Below are 18,443 nucleotides of genomic sequence, written 5' to 3'. Positions count from 1 at the left end.
CAACAACAACCCCATCCCCACCTGAATACACTTGGCTTGCGTGTGACCCAGGTTGCACGCGACCCACCTTGAAAGCCACGACAACCCGAGTCTCGCGGAACATTGCATTCTCGGAATGCAGCCCCCACGACAATCCAACCACTGTCACGGAAACACCGTGCACCCCGGCTGCGGACATGAGCTCCGGCTGATACAAACACAAACGCCCGCGAGGGTACGGGGCTCTCGCGGGCGTCCGAAGTGTCGACTTCTCAGCGATTGAGGCCGATGCGCGGACCCGAGCCCGGCGGCACGCAGGTGTAGGTGACCTCCTGGCCCGCCGTCTTCGCGTAGTTGCGCAGCGCCGCGTCGGACACGCTCGCCGTGGTGCCGTCATCCGGGATGAAGCCGTTGCCCGACGGGCTGAAGAGGAAGCCCTTCACCCGCCCACCCAACGCCACCTTCGCGACCAGGTCGCACTCCGTCACGCCCGTCCCCAATATCTTCGAGGCGAACGGCGTGCGCGCGCGCTGCAACAGCAGGTCGATGCGCGGCCCCACCGCCGAGGCGTTGGTGCTCGTCAAGGTCACCTGCTGCCCGACGATGGGCGCCAGGTCCGTGTCGAACGCGAGCAACAGCTGCTCCACGTCCCGCCGCGTGGCGTCCGGGTTGTTCAGCGGGAAGCCCACGCCGATGCTCGGGATGAACACGATGGCCGACAGGAAGCGCGCCATGGTGTCCACCGCGCCGTCGTGCACGAAGCCAAACCCACGCACCTGGTCTCCCTGCCAGCCGCTGTCCGGCGCCAGGAAGAAGGGCGTCGTCGGGTTACCGAACATGCCGACCTTCTGATACATGTTGCGCAGGTGCGGAATCTTCACAATCTGCGGGATGTTCTCGAAGCTCGCCATGCCATCCGTGCCGTAGAAGCCCTGCGCCGGGCTCAGCCGGTGACACCCCTCACACGTGAAGCCCAGGCCCTCTCCGAACGGGAGGCCATCCGAGCGGCGTGAGCCCGCGTAGAAGTCCAGCCCCCGCTGCTGCGCCGCCGTGAGCGAGTTGTCCAGGTTGCGCACCGGGTTGGGCGGCAGCTGCACCTGCAGCTGGAAGTCGGTGAAGCGCTGCATCTCCGCCTGCGTGGGCGCGGTGGAGCGACCCAGGAGCCCCTCGAACGCGACGATGAAGTTCATGAACGACAGGTTGGGGTCCGTGCCCGACGTGCCGAAGAAGCCCGTGGAGCGGTCACCCCGCCAGTGCATCGGGCCCGACACCACCATGCCGCGCAAGGTCTGCGTCGTCATGGGGCCCTTCATCGGGTGGAAGTCCTCCACGTTGCCCGAGCCGTTGATGTGCGGCTTGAGCAGCTCCGCCGCGCCCAGCAGGCGCCCCGGAATCGGGTTCTGCGTCACGTCGTCATCCGGGTTGCCCAAATCCCACGCCAGGTCGTCCATGTCGCCGAAGATGTGGCAGCTGGCGCACGAGGCCTCGCCGTTCGCGGAGAACGTCGCCGCGTCGTAGAGGATGGGGCGGCCCTGCACCACGGAGGCGGGCTCCGGGTTGGGCAGCACCTGCTTGCCCAGCTCCGCGCGCGTGGCCAGGTCGATGACCTTCACCGCGTTGTCGAAGCGGGTCAGCACGTAGAGACGGTTGCGCGCCTCGTCCAGGATGAGGCCGCTGGGGCCACCGCCGCTGACGGGGATGTAGGCCGCGCTGTTGAGCCGCGGGTTGAAGCTGTCCGCCTCCAGGGCCTGCGTGTCGAACACGCCCACCTTGCTGGAGCTGTACGCGGCCACGTACAGCGTGCGCCCGTCCGAGCTCACCGCCATGTCCACCGGCGTGGCCAGGCTGTGGTTCTTCGCCGTCCGGTCGAAGGCCGGGTCCGTGGCCAGCTTCGTGTAGTCCAGGTGCTTGTTGAGGTGACGGGGCAGCACGCTGCCGCCGAGGATGGCGGTGATGCGCGTCTCCGCCAGGTGGCCCTGCACCGTGGTGCCGCCGTAGTTGCCGGGGCCCTCGAAGCGCACGTGGTTGAAGGCCTCCGTGTTGGACACGTACACCGTGCCCGTCACCGGGTTGGTCACCATGTTGAACAGCGTGGTGCCCACCTGCGAGTACGCCGCCTTCTGCCCCAGCGAGTTCGCGTCCACCGCGAAGACGTCCTGGTCCGGCAGCCGGAAGCGCACCGCGTTGTTCCAGTTGCGCCCCAGCTCGTCCTGCCACTTGCCGGCCTGGTTGTTGTACTTCACGATGAGCGCCACCTCGGGCGCGCGGATGCCCTCGTGGTTCGTGGCGGGGCCCGGGCTGCCGCCCGGATAGATGGAGCCGTTCACCAGACAGGGCAGATAGGGATTGAAGCCCTCACAGACGGTCTCCTCCAGGATGGACGTCGTCTGGTTGCCCGACTTGAAGACGGCCGCGTACACCGTCTGCTTGTCCGGGCTCACCGTCAGCGCGCGCGGCGTGTCCCCGAAGAAGTTGAGGATGCGCACCGGCGTGCCGCCCAGCGTGGTGCCCAGGTTGGCCGGGTCGAACACCCAGACGTCCGCGCGGCCCACGCCCGGCGTGGTCAGCTTCGGGTCTCCGGCGCCCGGCACCGCCGCGATGGACGCGTGCGTGCGGTGCTGCCCGCGGTGCGCCGTGGTGATGAAGGCCCGGCCCCCCGTGCCCGCGAAGACGATGTCGCGCGGCTCGTCCCCCACCAGCAGCGTGCGCACCACGCGCGGCGTCCCCGTGAGCGACACCACGCTCACGCTGTCCGACAGGTGGTTGACCACCCAGACCTCATTGTCGTTGCGCGCGGCGACGGCCACGGGCTCCAGGCCCACCTGCACGCGCGACTGGAGCGTCAGGCCATTGGCGCCCACGCTGAAGATGGACAGGCTGTTGTCCGGCGTGTTCACCGCGAACAGCCGCGTGCGGTCCGGCGACAACGCCAGCGGGCGCACCTGACCGCTCTCGAAGGCGATGAACGACGGCGCCGCCCGCGCGGGGGTGAAGCCCGGCGACATGACGGCGAGCAGCGCCGCCGCAGCCAGCAAGGACTTCTGGATGCCTCTGAGTCTCGTGGGAGTCATGGGGATGCCAGACCTCTGGGGATGACAGGGGGACGACCACGGCGAGAGCCCATCCCACGCCGCGAACCGCGGGGCCCCACGCACACGCCGGCCCGACGCGGCGATGACATCCACCGACGGAAGGACTGCCGGAATGTGAGCGGGGTGGAAAAGCGTGAAGCCTTTGAACGGCTGCGCTCGGAGGGGTCTACAGACAGACGTGATGCAATGCGTTACCAAGAGGACACACTGATGCGGGATTGAGCATCCTCACCTCCGACATGGCAGGATTCCGAGGAAGCCAAGGTATCGCTGAGCGGCCCTGGACCGCTTGCCCCATTGCGCCAATTCCCTTGGCCGAAGGCGACAACATGAGCTCTCCGGCGACCATGTTGACGAGCTGGGCCCTCGCGCTCCATCGCACGCTGGAGCTGCGCGGCCTGGACTCCCACGGGTTGTTCGTGAAGGCCGGGTTGAATCCGGGGCTGCTCGGTGACGCCAACGCGCGCTATCCGCAGGAGGGGCTGACGCGGCTGTGGCGGCTGGCGGTGGAGAGCTCGGGGGACCCGGCGATTGGGTTGGAGATGGCGCGGCAGGTGAGCCCGACGACGTTCCACGCGGTGGGCTACCGGCTCAACGCGTCCAGCACGCTGCGCGAGGCGTTCGAGCGGCTGGTGCACGCGGTGGCGCTGGTGTCGGACGCGCTGCGGCCGGCCTTCACGCGGGATGGGGACTGCTATCAGGTGATCCTCTTCGACGGCGGCGACGGGCCGCACCTGTGCGAGGAGGAGACGGACGCGGTGGCGTACCTCCTGGTGCGCTTCTGCCGGGTCGTCTACACGCGGGAGCTGTCACCGCGCGAGGTGCTGCTGCGCCGGCAGGCGCCCTCGGACCTGCGGCCGTACGAGAAGCTGTTCCGGTGCAAGGTGACCTTCGGAGCCAACGCGGACGTGCTGGTGTACGAGCGGGCGCCGTTCGAGGTGACGCTGCCGGGGGCGAACCCGGAGCTGGCGCGCATCAACGACGAGCTCATCACCCGGCACCTGGCGAGGCACGCGGGGCAGGACCTGGTGACGCGGGTGCGCGCGATGCTGCTGGAGCTGATGCCCCAGGGCGAGCCGTCCCAGGAGAAGGTGGCGGAGCGGCTGCACATGAGCTCGCGCAGCCTGCAGCGCAAGCTGGTGGACGCGGGCTCGGGCTTTCGCGAGCTGCTCGCGGAGACGCGCCGCACGCTGGCCCTGTCCTATCTCTCCGAGCCCGGGCGCTCGGTGAGCGAAATCGCGTACCTGCTCGGCTTCTCCGACGTGAGCACGTTCACCCGCGCCTTCCGTCGGTGGACGGGACAGCCGCCCAGCCGCTTCGGCGCGCGCTCGGGGACGTGAGCCTCACGTCCTGGCCATCACCGGGAAGCGGTCCGGGCCCTCGGGCAAGGACAGACCCCGCACGAACAGGTCCGCGTCGTCGTCCTCGCCGAGCACGCGCGCGTCCGGCCACCAGCGCTCCGGCGTGAAGCCGAACCGGACCTGCTCCACGGGCTCGGCCACCAGTCGGCCCAGGTAGGGACGCAGGTCGAACACCTCGGTCGCGAAGACGTCGTCGAGGTGGAGCACGCCGTCCTCCACGCTCGCGAAGACCCACGCGTCCTCGCGCAGCTGGCGCAGCGGCCGGGCGAAGTTCGCCGCCGCGTACCAGCTGGCGATGCGCGCGTGGCGCCGCGCGCCGAAGCGCTCCGTCACCGGGGTGCCCGTGTTCGCGAGCGTCCTCAATCCCTGACGGACCGTGGGGTCCGCCAGCTCCAGCGTCGGCGCGGGCTCGGCCGACGGTGTCACCTCGTGGTCCACGCCGAACAGGCTTTGTGCTCGCGGCGCGAAGCCGAAGCGTGGATAGAAGTCGAGCACCGTCTTGTTCGCGAACAGCATCACCGGCGCGTCGCCGCAGGCCTCCAGCGCCGCCTCCATCGCCACGCGCGCGAGGCCGTGCCCCCGGCGCTCGGGGACACAGCCCACCGCGCCCAGCTGATAGCCGGTGACGTCGCGGCCCTCCACGCGCAGGCACATGCGCATCACCGACGCGTTCGCCACCACGCGCCCGTCCTCGAGGACGCTGAACGCGCGGTAGTCGTCGGTCCACTCGCCCCACTCGCACCAGCGCCTGAAGTCCGCGGTGCGGAAGACCCGGGGCACGTAGTCGCAGAAGGCGGCTTGCAGCGCGGGAGCCTGGTGGTCGATGACCACGACTCGTGAGGTCGACATGGCGGGCACCACAGCACGAATGTGCATGTGTCCGAAACCTCCCGTTCACGCGCATCGCGTCCGCGCCGGACGCGGGTGACTCCCGCATGAACGCGGCTCGCGGGCGGCTGGCGTGCAGTAGGCGACACGCAGGCCCGGAGCGCGACCGGAGCGCGATTTCAACCGCGCGGATTCGCTGACAGGAGCGTGAGTGGCGCGAGCGGTGCACACGGGCCGCCCGCGTCACCCCCTGTTTCCCCCACCTCACGCAAGGAGCCTGGCATGTGCACCGACTTCCTCGTCGTCGCCTCGGATAAGAGCGTGGTCAATGGACGCAGCATGGAGTTCGGCGTCGACCTCGACTCCAAGCTGCTCGTCAGGGCCGCGGGCTCGAGGTTCGCCTCGCCCTCGCCCTCGGGACTCACCAACGGCCTGTCCTGGACGTCCAAGTATGGCTACGTGGGCCTCACCGGGAAGGGCAGCGTGCCCTTCATCGTCGATGGCCTGAACACGGAGGGGCTCTCCACCGGGTGCCTGTGGCTGCCGGACTCGCGCTACCCGAAGGTCACCGACAACTCGAAGGCGCTGTCGCTGGCGTTCTTCGCCGGCTGGGTGCTGGGGAACTTCTCCACCGTCGCGGAGGTGCGCGGGGCGCTCGAGAAGAGCGAGGCCCAGGTCTGGGAGTCGGACTGGCTGGCGCAGTACCTGCCGCTGCACTTCCCCATCCATGACGCCCAGGGCAACAGCCTGGTGGTGGAGTTCCTCGACGGCGTGATGCACCTGCACGACAACCCCGTCGCCGTGCTCACCAACGCGCCGCCCTTCCCGTTCCAGTTGAAGAACCTGCGCGAGTACGTGGGCCTGTCCCCGTGGGACGCGAAGAAGGTGGAGCTGGGCAGCGAGAGCTTCGCGCAGCCCGGCCATGGCAGCGGCCTGCGCGGGCTGCCCGGAGACCCGATGCCTCCGTCCCGCTTCGTGCGCACCACGTACCTCAAGAACTTCGCGCGCCCCGTCGCCAACGCCGCCGAGGCCACCACGCTCGCCTTCCACCTGCTCAACACGGTGGACATCCCGCGAGGCACCGTGCGCGCCCTCAACGAGAACACCCAGAAGGAAGAGGACGACTACACCCAGTGGACCGTGGTGAAGGACCTCACCCACAACGTCCTCAACGTGCGGTTCTACCAGGACCCGCTCGTCTACTCGGTGAACTTGAGGTCGCTCGACTTCCAGGCCGCCAACGGGAAGACCTTCGCCGTGCCCTCGAGCCCCACGTCCATCGACATCACGGACAAGCTGACGCGCTGACGTCGCGTCCCGTGTGACGGAATCGGGCCCCGCTTCCCGCGCGTGGAAGCGGGGCCCGGGGTGTGGCGCGTCAGTGGATGCGCAGCGCGAGCTTGCCCAGGTGGTGCTTGCCCACAGCCTCGTGCGCGTCGCGGGCCTCGTCCAGGCGGAAGACCTGGGAGACCTCGACGTGGAAGGGGCCGGACTCGATGAGGCTGTTGAGCCGCGCGAGCACCTGGGAGTTGGCCTCGCCGTTGTAGCTGGAGACCTTGACGCCGTCGTTGCCCTTGGGCTCGGGCTCGACGCCGTTGGGGTAGGCGATGTGGCCTCCGGACTTCACGCAGGAGAGCGCCTGGTTCGTCTTGTCGCCGCCCGCGAGCACCAGCGCCGCGTCGAGGCCGTCCGGCGCGAACTCGCGCGCGGCCTTCACGACGTCATCCGCGCGGCCGTCCACGACCTTGTCCGCGCCGAGCTTCTTCAAGAGCTCCACGCCGTCGGAGCCGGAGGCCACCGCGAGCACGCGCGCGCCGAGCCGCTTCGCCAGCTGCACCGCGAGGTGTCCCACGCCGCCGCTCGCGCCGTAGACGAGCAGCGTGGTGCCCTTGCCGACCTTCAGCGTGTCCTCCACGCCTTGCAGGGCGGTGATGCCATCCGCCGCCAGGACGCCCGCCTGCTCCGCGCTCAATCCCTTGGGAATGGGCGCGGTGTCGCTGGCCTTCACCGCGGTGTATTCGGCGTAGAAGCCGCCCTTGTCGTTGAGGAAGCCGAAGGCGTAGACCTTGTCGCCGACCTTGAGGTTCTTCACGCCGTCTCCCACGGCGGCGACGGTGCCGCAGCCATCCGTGCCGAGGACGTGGGGGAAGGACGTCTTGCCCGGCTTGTAGCCCTCCATCTCGCCCGCGCGCTCGGAGGGGTCCCACTGGCCGATGCCCGCGGTCTCGACCTGGATGAGCACTTCACCGGGACCGACCTGGGGAACGGGGATGGTGCGCGTGTCGAGCACCTCGGGACCGCCGAAGCGGTCGATGGCGGCGGCCTTCATCTGGGAGGGGATGGAGGGGTTCATGGGCGTCTCCAGGGATGGGGTTTCTTTCGCAGGCTGGGCACGGCCTTGTGGGAATGCAGAGCGAGCGACGAAGCGACGGCCCAGGGCATGTCCACACGGCCGCCGACCGGGCACGGGAGGGGGCGGGCTGGCGTACAGTGCCGGGGCACCATGTCGTGAGTCTTGGAGGCGGGGATGTCTTCACGAACGAAGCTGCGCGCGTTGTTCTTGGGGGGAGTGCTGTTGGTGTCGTCCACGGCCGGGAGCGCGAGCGCGCCAGCGGTGACGCTGGAGGGAATCGAGCTGCGCGTGTTCGACCGGGCGAAGGGGGCCCTCGTCGCGGTGGATGAGGCGTCCGACCCGTATGGGATGAACGTGGACGCGGTGCTGCTGGTGAAGGTGAAGGGCACGTATGACGGCGACAAGCCGCTGAAGCTGAAGCTCTCGGCGAGCGCGCCGAAGGAGGAGTCGGAGGCCGGTGAGCGTGGCGCGTGGAAGACGGCGCAGACGCGCGAGCTTCATGTCCTGGCGGAGGGCGGCTCCACGGTGGTGCCGTTCCTGCTGACCTACCGGTGCGCGTCCACCGTGAAGGTCGTGGCCACGCTGACGGGTCCCGGGGTGAAGGGGACTCGCACGCTGGACACCGCGTTCCCCTGCGCGGAGTGAGCGGGCGGACGCCCCGGGAGGTGGGTTTCCGAGTCACAGACGAGACAACCTGACGGAGCGTGGCGTGTCAGACCGGACCGGTAGCTTTCACGCATGCCGGACATCCGACTGCCCGCCGAAGCGAAGTTCAGCAGTGAGTTGGAAGCCCTCGCCGCCCACGACGACAAGCCCCGCCCTCCCGGGTGGGCCCTGTCGCCGCGCGCCGTGGAGGCCTACATCCTCGGGAGCCCCAAGCCCGTGGGCGGCGTCACGATTACACCCAAGTACGTGGGCGACCGGGGCCTCATCCAGGTCTGCATCGCCACGCTCGCGTCCGACCGCGCGCTGATGCTCGTCGGCGAGCCCGGCACCGCGAAGAGCTGGCTGTCCGAACACCTCTCCGCCGCCATCAGCGGCACCTCCGCCCTCATCGTCCAGGGCACCGCCGGCACCAGCGAGGACCACCTCAAGTACTCGTGGAACTACGCCCTGCTGCTCGCGCAGGGCCCCACCCCCGAGGCCCTGGTCCCCTCCCCCGTCCTGCGCGCCATGCGCACCGGCAAGTTCGCCCGCTTCGAGGAGGTGACGCGCACCTCGCCGGAGATTCAGGACGCCCTCATCTCCCTCCTCTCCGAGAAGCAGGTCTCCATCCCGGAGCTCGGCGAGGTCGTCAGCGCCCAGCGCGGCTTCAACCTCATCGCCACCGCCAACACCCGCGACCGCGGCGTCAACGAGATGAGCGCCGCCCTCAAGCGCCGCTTCAACTTCGTCACCGTCCCCATCGTCGACGACCTGGAGCAGGAGATTCAAATCGTCACGAAGCGCGAGGCCGAGCTGCGCAATGACTATCAGGTCGGTGTGCCGCCCACCGAGGAGCTGTCGCGCATGCTGCTCACGCTCTTCCAGGAGCTGCGCGAGGGCGTGACGAAGGACGGCAAGACCAAGGTCCGCACCCCGGGCGCCGTGCTCTCCACCGCGGAGGCCATCAGCGTCCTCTTCAACAGCTCCATCCTCGCGCAGCAGTTCGGCGGCGGGAAGGTCACCGCGCAGGAGCTGGCCGCCTCGCTCGTGGGCGCGGTGGTGAAGGAGCAGGCCGACGACGTGAAGGCCCTGCGCGAATACATGGAGACCGTGGCCAAGGGCCGCCCCGGCGCGTGGAAGGAGCTGTACTCCGCCAGCAAGAAGCTCCTGAGGGGCTGATGGACCTGGACCTGCTCCTGGGCGCCCACCTGTTCCCGGTGCGCCACCACTCACCACGCACCACCGCCGTGCTCACGCGCTGGCTCGAGCACGTGAAGCCCGAGGTCGTCCTCATCGAGGGCCCCCGCGACGCCTCGGAGCTGGTGGATGTGCTGTGCGACGCGGAGACGAAGCCGCCCATCGCCCTGCTCGGCTACCGCACCGACGACACCCCAGGCTCCGCGCTGTGGCCCTTCGCGGACTACTCGCCCGAATACGCCGCCCTGCGCTGGGCGAAGGCCCACGGCGCCCGTGCGCGCTTCATCGACATCTCCGTCGGCGTCAGTCTGGGTGTGGACCGTCACGTGGAGGCGCCTGCTCTCGAGGACGAACCCTCCTCGGATGCGGACTCCGCGTGCGCTCGCCTGGAGGAGCCGCTCACGGAGCGCTTTGCCCGCGAGCGCGGCTATCGCTCGTTCGAGGAACTGTGGGAGGCGATGTTCGAGGCTCCTGACTGGACGCCCGAGGGCTTCCGGCCCGTGTTGCTCGCTTGGGCGGACGTGCTCAACGCAGGGCCCCGGCCGGACTACCACCGCTGGCGTGATGCCTTCATGGCGCGCCAGGTGTTGGAGGTCATCGCGAGCGGCGTGCCTCCGGAGCGCATCGCCGTGGTGGCGGGCGCGGCCCACGTGGCGGCCTTCCTGGCCCGGGACGTGGACCCGACGCTGGAGGCGAAGCTCCCGGCCGCCGTGCCCTGCGCGGTGACGGTGATTCCCTACAGCTTCCCGCGCCTGTCCGAGCAGCTCGGCTACGGCGCCGGCAACCGCGCGCCGCACTTCTACCAGAAGGCCCACGAGGCCCAGTGCGACTTCCGGCGCGCCACGCTGGAGGTGCTCATCGACTTCGCGGGACACCTGCGCATGCGCGGCTTCACCGCGTCGCTGTCCGACGTGCTGGAGGCCTACCGGCTCGCGGTGACGCTCGCGGACCTGCGCGAGAAGAGCGCCCCCGGCCTGGACGAGCTGCGCGAGGCCACCGTGGCCACGCTGTGTCGGGGAGACGCGACCCACGTCGACGACTTCCTGTGGAAGAGCGTCGTCGGGCATCAGGTGGGCCGGGTGGCCAGCCGCATCGGCCGCAACTCGCTGCAGGCGGAGTTCTGGCGCGAGGTCGAGTCGCGCCGACTGCCGAGCACCGACAGCGCGGAGACCTTCACCCTGCGGTTGAACAACCCCGTGGAGGTCGGCTCCTCCGTCTTCCTGCACCGCCTGCGCGTGGTGGGCATCCCCTACGCGGGCCTCGCGGCCACGGGTCAGCAGAAGGCCACGGCGCAGGAGGCGGGAGGACAGGCCGCGCTGACGCGCGTGCGCGAGTCCTGGCAGGCGCAGTGGACGCCGTCCACCGACGTGGCGCTGGTGGAGAAGATCGTCCTCGGCGACTCGCTCGAGGCGGTGACGACGCGCGTCCTCCAGGACCAGTTGGCCCTCGCGAAGTCCACGGGCGCTGCGGCGGCGGTGCTGCTGGAGTCCGTCATCACCGGCTGCCCGCAGACGATGGCCTCCGCCCTGCGCGCCTGTGACGGCCACGCGACCACGGACGCGGACCTGCCCTCGCTCGCCTCGGCCTCGCGGGCGCTGTCGGGGCTCGTGGCCTATGGCACCTCGCGGACCCATTCGGCGCTGGGCGACGAGGCCGTGGCGACGCTGTGCCAGAAGACCTTCGCTCGCGCGCTCTTGCGCGTGTCCGATGCGTGCGCCTGCGCCCAGGACGCCGTGCCCTCGGTGATGGGGGCACTGAGGACGCTGCACGAGGTGGCGCTCGCACAGCCGCTGGCGGACAAGGCCGGCTGGCTCGCCGCGGCGCGAGGGTTGATGTCGAGCACCGTCGTGCATCCGGCCACGTCGGGGCTGGCCACCGGCCTGTTGTACCTGGCCGAGGAGCTGAGTGAGTCGGAGGTCGCTCGCGAGGTGGGGCTGCGCTTGTCGCTGGCGGTGGAGCCCGAGGCGGGCGCGGCGTGGCTGGAGGGCTTCCTGCGCGTCAACGCGCTGGTGCTGGTGAAGAACCGCGAGGTGGTGCGGGCGCTGGATGCGTTCCTGTCGAGCGTGGACCCCGAGCGCTTCCGTCAGACCCTCCCGGTATTGAGGAGGGCACTGGGCGTGCTCGGTCCCACCGAGCGCCGCTACCTCCTGGAGAACGTCGTCGCGGTGCGGCAGCTCGGGGACAAGGGCCGGGCCGCGAAGACGATTCTCGCGGAGAAGGACACCGAGAAGCTCAAGGACATGAGCGCCGAGCTGGGCAAGGCGCTCGCCGACCTGGATGACCTGCTATGAGCGTGGACCCCAAGGAGCTGGCACCGGAAGACCGCGAGGCGCTCTTGCGCTGGCGGCTCGCGCTGGGCCCCGCAGCGGAGAAGACGGGCAGCTGTCCGTCGCTGCACGCGCTGGGCGCCGGCGCGCGCGCGGTGGGCGTGGGAGAGACGGAGCTGGAGGCGCTCGATGACGCGCTGTCCTTCGTCTACGGCGAGAAGAGCGCGGGAGCGTCCGGCTCGCGGCCGTACATCCCCGAGTGGCTGGGCGCGCTGCGCGGCTTCTTCCGCGACGACGTGATTGCCCTCGTCCAGAAGGACGCCATCGAGAAGAAGGGCCTCACCCAGCTCCTGTTCGAGCCGGAGACGCTGCCCTTCCTCGAGAAGAACGTGGAGCTGGTGACGACGCTGGTGAGCGCGCGCGGCCTCATCCCCGAGGACGCCAAGGCGCTCGCACGGCAGATCGTCCGCGAGGTGGTGGACCAACTGCGCGAGAAGCTGGAGTCCACCGTGCGCACGGCGGTGTTCGGCGCGTTGAGGCGCGACAGGACGAGCCCGCTGCCGATTGCGCGCAACATCGACTGGAAGCGCACGATTCGCCAGAACCTGAAGGGCTGGGACGCGGAGCACCGCCGACTCGTCCCTGAGCGCTTCTACTTCTGGCCCAACCAGCGCCGTCACCACGAGTGGGACGTGACGCTGGTGGTGGACCAGTCCGGCTCCATGGCACAGAGCGTGGTGTACAGCTCCGTGATGGCGGCCATCTTCGCGTCGCTGGAGGTGCTGCGCACGCGGCTCATCCTGTTCGACACCGAGGTGGTGGACATGACGCCCGTGCTGTCGGACCCGGTGGAGGTGCTCTTCAGCGCGCAGCTCGGCGGAGGCACGGACATCAACCGGGCGGTGGCGTATGCGCAGACGCATTACGTGGAGCGCCCGGAGAAGACGCTCTTCATCCTGATTACCGACTTGTGCGAGGGCGGCGACGCCCAGGAGCTGGTGGCGCGGCTGCGGCAGCTGGTGGACTCGCGGGCGAAGGTGCTGTGCCTGCTGGCGCTGTCGGACGGGGGCAGGCCCTCGTACGACCCGGTGATGGCGGAGAAGCTCACCGCGATGGGCATCCCGTGCTTCGGGTGCACGCCGCGCAAGCTGGTGGACGTGGTGGAGCGGGTGATGCGGAACCAGGACCTGACGTCCCTGCTCGACGCCGACAAGGAGACTCGCCATGGTTGAGGTGCGAAGGCTGGCCCCGGGCATGGGGGCCCTGACGGACATCATCCGCGACCGCGACGAGCTGTCGAAGGGCGCGCGCATCTTCGACGACAAGCAGCTCACGCACCTGTCGCGCTTCGAGAACCGGCTGTTCGCGGACGCGTCGGGCTCGGGGGCCTCGCCCTACAAGGTGTCCCTGGTGTTCGGCGACGGGCACGAGGTGAAGGGGAAGTGCTCGTGCATGGCGGCGCGCTCGCGGCCGTTCTGCAAGCACGCGGCGGCGCTGCTGGTGGCGTGGTCTCGCGCGCCCGACGCCTTCGTCACCACCGACACGGCGCCCACGGGCGCGGGCGGCCCCGCGAAGAAGAGCGTGAAGAAGGGCAAGACGCAGACGGCCGAGCTGATGAGGTCCGGCGTGGCACAGGTGTCCACGCTGGTGCGCGAGCTGGGACTGTCCGGGGTGGCCGCGTTGTCCGAGGACCGGGCCGCGCAGGTGCGCGCGCTGGGCGAGGCGCTGCGCGCGAACGGGCTGCGCAGGCTCGCGGCGCGCGCGGTGGAGGTGGCGGGGCTCTTGGAGCAGGCGGCGGCGCGCACCGGGGCGTTCGAGCCTCCCGTCTTCACGGACTTGATGGCGGACATGCTGCTCACCGCGCGCAAGGTGGAGAAGCACCTGGGCGGCGAGGCGCTGGAGGACCGCTACGTCGAGGAGCTCATCGGCAAGACGTGGACGAAGAAGGACCGCGCGCCCGTCGAGGGGCTGCGGCTGTTGGAGTACGCGTTCACGACTCGCTCCACGCCCGACAACTTCGTCATCCGCGAGAGCCGCTTCATCGACCTGGGCACGGGCGCGCACTACGCGGAGAAGCAGATCCTCCCCGCGTTCCTGCGCAGCGTGGAGCCCAAGCGCAGTCACGCGGGCACGGTGCTGGAGGGTGCGAAGGGCGGTCGGTATCCCGGCTTCGCGCCCGTGCGGCTGGACCTGGAGGGCGCGGAGAAGACACGGGACCTGGGCGGCGCGGCGCTGCGGCGGCTCATCGAGGTGGCGCTGCCGGACGTGGGCGCGGCGCTGGCGGCCTTCCAGGAGCACCGCAAGGACGTGTTCGCGCCGGAGCTGCTCCCGGTGGCGCTGCGGGTGCAGACGCTGCTGGCGAGCGGGCAGCGCTCGCAGCTCGTGGACTCCGGAGACCGGGGGCTGTTCCTCCCGGCGGACACGCGGCTCGACGAGCCCCTGTCCGCGGCCCTGGAGGGGGCCACGCTGAAGGTGGTGCTGGGCAACGTGGGGCTGGAGGCCGCGCTGCCCACGCTGTTCCCGCTCTCGGTGGTGGTGGAGACCTCCGAGGGCCTGGAGCTGCGCGGCCTGGGACAGCAGGAGCCACCCGAGGAGCCTCGGCGCGGACGGCGGAGCGCGCGGGTCGAGACGCCAGTCGCGGTGCCACGCGGAGGTTGGGCGGAGGCGGCGCGCGCGGCGGGCGCGTCCCCGGCGGCCATCGCGTTGGCGGAGGTGCGCGACGAGCTGGCGGAGCGGTTCTCGAACGGGCTGCCCTCGGTGTCGCCTCGCGCGGTGGAGCCCCTGGTGGCGCGGCTGCGGGAGCTGGGGTTGGAGAAGCCCGGGGCGCTCCTGGAGGCGCTGGCGCGGCGTGCGGACCCCGCGGAGCGGCTGGAGGACTTCATCAAGGTGTACCAGGTGCTGGGCATCGCCCTGGTGCGGCTGGCGGGCGCGGTGCAGGTGGAGGCGGGCGCGCTGGAGCCGGTGCCCACGCACCCGAGCATCCGCATCCGCAAGCCCGAGACGCCGCTGCTTCCGGGCGAGGCCCTGAAGAAGCGGGCTCGCGGGGAGCTGACGCGTTACGAGGCCGCGGCGCACGCCGCGCACCACTACGCGGGCCTGGGCACGGACACGCTGCTGGAGTCGCTGTATCCCGCGTGGAGCGACGGCGCGGCGAGCACCTTCGTGGTGCGCGCGGTGACGGCCTGTCCCCGGGAGCGGGCGCTGGAGGTGGTGAAGCGCGCCCTGGCCGAGCATCACAGCCACCGCGTGCATCGCACGGCCGTCCAGGTGCTGGGGCAGCTGGGCGGACCCGAGGCGCGGGTGCTGTTGGAGGGCCTGTCGCGCAGGCGGCATGACAGCGGGCTCGGGCTCTATGTGCGCGAGGTGCTCGACGACGTGCAGGCGCGGGAGAAGGGGCCGGAGGCGGTGGCGCGCCTCGCACGGGAGCGACAGGAGCGGCTGCGGCCCTTCGCGCAGCGCGCGCTGACGGAGTCGAATCGCGAGGGCCGACAGGCGGCGGTGGACCAACTGGAGGGCCTGGGACTCACACAGGCGTGGCCTGTGCTGCGGCAGGCGTTCTACGGAGACGCGTCACAGGACGTGCGACGTCGCGCGGCCATGGCGCTCGCGTGGCTGGGGGACACCGAGGTGCTGGACCGCTTCGTCCAGGCCGTGGAGGAGCGCGACACGGACGACGAGGGGGCGAAGGCCGCCGTGTATGCCCTGGGGGTGCTCGGGGACGTGCGCGGGGCGGAGGCGCTGCTCTCCGCCTTCGTGGAGGGCTGGAAGCCCAACGTGGTGTCCACCGCGCTGAAGACCTTCGGGCTGGCGATGCTCGAGCCGGCCGTGCGCCTGGCGGAGACGCGGCCGGAGGCGATGGAGCGACAGGCGCTGCGAAACCTGTTCGAGAAGTTCCCGAAGGCGGCGCTGTCCCAGGCGCTGCTCGCCCGGGTGGAGGTGGCGCGCTCGCACCCCGAGCGGCTCGCCCGCTTCGGCACGTACCTGAAGCTCGCCGGCGAGAACACCCACGGCGCGGGGAAGGTGGTGGCGACGGCCCTGCTCGACATCCCCGAGGCCGCGATGGACAAGGACCTGTCGCGCACGGCGAAGAAGCTGCTCGGGCAGAAGGTGTGAGCCGGGTCCGCTCGCCGCGATGCGCTCGCGGCGAGCCGCTCCTGCGCTCAGCCCAGCCCCGCGCGGGACGACACGTGCGGGCGCTCCAGCGACTCCAGGAAGGAGCCGAGCGCCGCGTTGACGAGCGCGGGCTCCTCCACGGTGGACGAGTGCCCGCCTCGCGGCAGCCGCGCCAGCTTCGAGCCGGGGATGAGCTGGTGGAGCCGCTCGGCCTTCGCAGGGACGGTGGCCACGTCCTCCTCGCCCACCACGATGAGCGTGGGCACGCGGATGCTCGGCACCTCGTGCGACACCGCGTTGCGGCGAATCACCCCGTTGACCGCGCGCCAGATGTCGCGGCGGTTCTCCAGCAGGCGCGCCCGCCACAGCGCCCGCTCCTCGGCGCGGTTCGGGTCCGACAGGAAGGTGCGGCCGAACATGATGCGCATCACCGGGTCCGCCACCGGGCGCAGGCCGGCCAGCCGGGCGATGAGGTTGAGCAGCGTGTAGCGCGGCACGTTGGCCAAGGGCTCCGGGTCCGCGGACGTCTCCATCAAGGTCAACGAGCGCAACAGCTCCGGCCGCCGCGCGGCGATGCGCATCCCGATGAAGCCGCCCATCGACAGGCCGACGAAGTGACACGGCCCCACGTCGAGCTGCTCCAACAGCCCCACCGCGTCCAGGTACAGCGTCTCCATGTCGATGGCGCTGACGTCCGGCACGGCGCTGCGGCCCTGCCCCCGGTGGTCATACGCGATGCACCGGTAGCGCCCTCGCAGCGCGTCCACCTGCGGGTCGAACAGCCGCGTGCTCCACAGGAGCCCATGGCTGAAGAGGATGGGCTCGCCCGAGCCACCCGTATCCTCGTAATGCAACTCGGTTCCATTCACGGACAGCATCGGCATCGCGGCTCCCTCCCCACCTGCGAGCAGGATAGGCCAGGGCGTGACGCGACCTGGCAACAGTCTTGCCGCGGTGCGCCGGCTGTCGACTCGCGGACGCCCGGCATGCGGGCATTCGTCCCGGGGTTACCAGAGCCCCTGCGTCTGGAGCAGGGTGCCCAGCTGGCCGGGCGTGGCGGCGCTGGCGGTGAACAGGCGCTCGGCGGCCTCCGGGGACGGGTTCTCCCAGGACAGGAGGCCGGTGGCCTCGTCGCCGCGGCACAGCACCAGGCTGGCGCGCACCTGGTCCGCCGAGTCGAAGGACAGCAGGTCCATCAGGCCCGGGCTCTGGCTGGTGAAGAAGCTCTGCCGGCCCTTCAGGGGCTCCACGCTGGCCCGCACGAGCTGCGGGTGGAGCGAGTGGGCCACCTCGTCGGCGACCACCACCGCGCGCGCCCGGGCCAGGTAGTGCTGGAGCGCCAGGAGCCGCTTCTGGCCATGGCCCAGGTGCCGCGCCGACACGCGCGTCCCCGCGGGGCCCAGGAAGTCCAGCTCCAGCCCACCGAGCGTCAGCGACTCGTACTTGCCCTCTGGCGGCGCCTCCACGGGCACGAGCACCGCCTCCGCGGAGGTGAAGCCCAGCAGCCTGGCCGCGTCGCGCAGGAAGGGCACCGCGTCCGATGGGACGACGTAGCGCGGGGAGCCCCACTGGGCGGCCGCGAGCCGGCGCAGGCCATCCAGGAGCGCCTCGGACGCGAGTCCCGTGCCGGTGGCCAGCACACCCTCCGCGCGCCGCGAGAGGCGCAGCTCGACCTGGTAGAGCTGCTCGAAGTACGCGAGCCCCTCGTCGAAGCGGCTCAGGCCCGCGAGCGCGGACACCTCGCGCGCCATGGCGAGCAGCGGCTCCACGGTGGCGGACCCCTCGCCGGTCTTCTCCACCCAGGCGATGCCTCCGGACATGAGCACCAGCCACAGGCGGCCGGCGACCTCCGGCGCCAGGCGCTCCTGCACGACGAGCGACGCGTCGTCCTGGCGAGAGACGGTGACCTGGAGTCCCTCGCGGTGGATGACCAGCGGCCAGGCCATGTCGCGCGGCGAGACGACGATGTCCATGAAGAGCCCGGCCGCCACGGGCCCGCTCTGGGGCGGCACCGGCTCGTTGCGGACGCGCACGGTGATGTGGCCGGTGTCCGCGGCGAGCGCGTACTCCAGGTCGAAGGGCTCCGCCGCCAGCGTGGTGAAGTCCGAGCTGGCCACGGCGGCGACCAGGTCCAGCAGCAGCGTCTTCCCCGTGCCGTTGCGTCCCAGCAGCACGTTGAAGGACGGGCTGAACGACAGCCGCGTGCCGGGCTTCACGGAGCGGAAATGGTGGACCTGCAGCCACTGGAGCTTGAGCATCGCCCCCGAGCCTCCCCTCGTGGTGGGCCAGGGTCAACCCTGCCCGGGACGAAACGGCCCCCACGAGAGAAGTCAAACATCGTCCGTGGTGAAGACACACCCAGCAGCCAGGCTGCAGGAGCAATCCACTGACAGCACCCGTGCGCCGGTCCCTCCACCGCCGGAACTCCCGACCCAGGAGGGCGGCCAAGCCCCGCCATCCCCGGGAGCCCAGCTTGTCATGACAAGGCGCGAAGGGCAGGCTCATGGCTCCGCTCCCGCCATGCGCCCCGCCCGTCCCGTCCTGCTCGTCCTCGTCTGCCTCGCGCTGCTCGGCACCGCCGCGGGACCCGGGGGCGGTGTGCCCGGTG

At 70.7% G+C, this 18,443-nt stretch carries 12 protein-coding genes; 7 read left to right on the top strand and 5 right to left on the bottom strand.

All coding sequences use genetic code 11. The features are described from left to right. Window positions 1-251 precede the first annotated feature (251 nt). Complete coding sequence (locus tag FL311_RS15805) at window positions 252-3,050, bottom strand: YncE family protein (RefSeq protein ID WP_141325973.1); 2,799 nt, start codon at window positions 3,048-3,050, stop codon at window positions 252-254. A 350-nt stretch (window positions 3,051-3,400) separates the two neighbouring features. On the opposite strand from FL311_RS15805, the gene FL311_RS15800 reads away from it, so the two are divergent. Beyond that, entirely contained in the window at window positions 3,401-4,411 is a 1,011-nt protein-coding gene (locus FL311_RS15800) for an AraC family transcriptional regulator (protein WP_194869218.1), read from the top strand. Window positions 4,412-4,414: 3 nt separating this feature from the next. On the opposite strand, the gene FL311_RS15795 is transcribed toward FL311_RS15800, so the two are convergent. Further along, the gene (locus FL311_RS15795; RefSeq protein WP_141325971.1) at window positions 4,415-5,281 is read right to left on the bottom strand and encodes a GNAT family N-acetyltransferase; all 867 of its coding nucleotides are present in this window, start codon (window positions 5,279-5,281) and stop codon (window positions 4,415-4,417) included. Between the two features lie 261 nt (window positions 5,282-5,542). On the opposite strand from FL311_RS15795, the gene FL311_RS15790 reads away from it, so the two are divergent. Beyond that, window positions 5,543-6,568 carry a linear amide C-N hydrolase gene (locus FL311_RS15790; RefSeq protein WP_141325970.1) on the top strand — a complete coding sequence of 342 codons (1,026 nt, stop codon included), beginning with the start codon at window positions 5,543-5,545 and terminating at the stop codon, window positions 6,566-6,568. Window positions 6,569-6,638: 70 nt separating this feature from the next. Here the strand turns inward: FL311_RS15790 and FL311_RS15785 are convergent, their stop codons facing one another. After that, the gene (locus FL311_RS15785) at window positions 6,639-7,613 is read right to left on the bottom strand and encodes an NADP-dependent oxidoreductase (protein ID WP_194869217.1); all 975 of its coding nucleotides are present in this window, start codon (window positions 7,611-7,613) and stop codon (window positions 6,639-6,641) included. Between the two features lie 174 nt (window positions 7,614-7,787). Between FL311_RS15785 and FL311_RS15780 the strand changes: the two genes are divergently transcribed. The 5 genes from FL311_RS15780 (at window position 7,788) to FL311_RS15760 (ending at window position 15,835) form a co-directional block, all read left to right on the top strand. Then, the gene (locus FL311_RS15780; protein WP_141325969.1) at window positions 7,788-8,258 is read left to right on the top strand and encodes a hypothetical protein; all 471 of its coding nucleotides are present in this window, start codon (window positions 7,788-7,790) and stop codon (window positions 8,256-8,258) included. A gap of 93 nt (window positions 8,259-8,351) precedes the next feature. Then, window positions 8,352-9,437: an AAA family ATPase gene (locus FL311_RS15775; RefSeq protein WP_141325968.1), complete on the top strand. Its 1,086-nt coding sequence runs from the start codon at window positions 8,352-8,354 to the stop codon at window positions 9,435-9,437. Then, window positions 9,437-11,746 carry a DUF5682 family protein gene (locus FL311_RS15770; RefSeq protein ID WP_153882687.1) on the top strand — a complete coding sequence of 770 codons (2,310 nt, stop codon included), beginning with the start codon at window positions 9,437-9,439 and terminating at the stop codon, window positions 11,744-11,746. The genes FL311_RS15775 and FL311_RS15770 overlap by 1 nt, the downstream gene beginning before the upstream one ends. Then, the gene (locus tag FL311_RS15765; RefSeq protein WP_141325967.1) at window positions 11,743-12,954 is read left to right on the top strand and encodes a VWA domain-containing protein; all 1,212 of its coding nucleotides are present in this window, start codon (window positions 11,743-11,745) and stop codon (window positions 12,952-12,954) included. Before FL311_RS15770 ends, FL311_RS15765 begins: the two co-directional genes overlap by 4 nt. Next, window positions 12,947-15,835 (top strand): HEAT repeat domain-containing protein, encoded by a 2,889-nt coding sequence (locus FL311_RS15760; RefSeq protein ID WP_141325966.1) that lies wholly within the window; start codon window positions 12,947-12,949, stop codon window positions 15,833-15,835. The genes FL311_RS15765 and FL311_RS15760 overlap by 8 nt, the downstream gene beginning before the upstream one ends. A 47-nt stretch (window positions 15,836-15,882) precedes the next feature. Here the strand turns inward: FL311_RS15760 and FL311_RS15755 are convergent, their stop codons facing one another. Continuing rightward, the gene (locus FL311_RS15755) at window positions 15,883-16,719 is read right to left on the bottom strand and encodes an alpha/beta fold hydrolase (protein ID WP_141325965.1); all 837 of its coding nucleotides are present in this window, start codon (window positions 16,717-16,719) and stop codon (window positions 15,883-15,885) included. A gap of 123 nt (window positions 16,720-16,842) precedes the next feature. Then, window positions 16,843-18,093 carry an AAA family ATPase gene (locus tag FL311_RS15750; RefSeq protein WP_141325964.1) on the bottom strand — a complete coding sequence of 417 codons (1,251 nt, stop codon included), beginning with the start codon at window positions 18,091-18,093 and terminating at the stop codon, window positions 16,843-16,845. Between the last annotated feature and the right edge of the window lie 350 nt (window positions 18,094-18,443).

It is taken from the genome of Myxococcus sp. AB025B (assembly GCF_006518215.1).
Taxonomy (GTDB): domain Bacteria; phylum Myxococcota; class Myxococcia; order Myxococcales; family Myxococcaceae; genus Myxococcus; species Myxococcus fulvus.
This window is presented reverse-complemented; position numbering and strand designations above follow the sequence as displayed.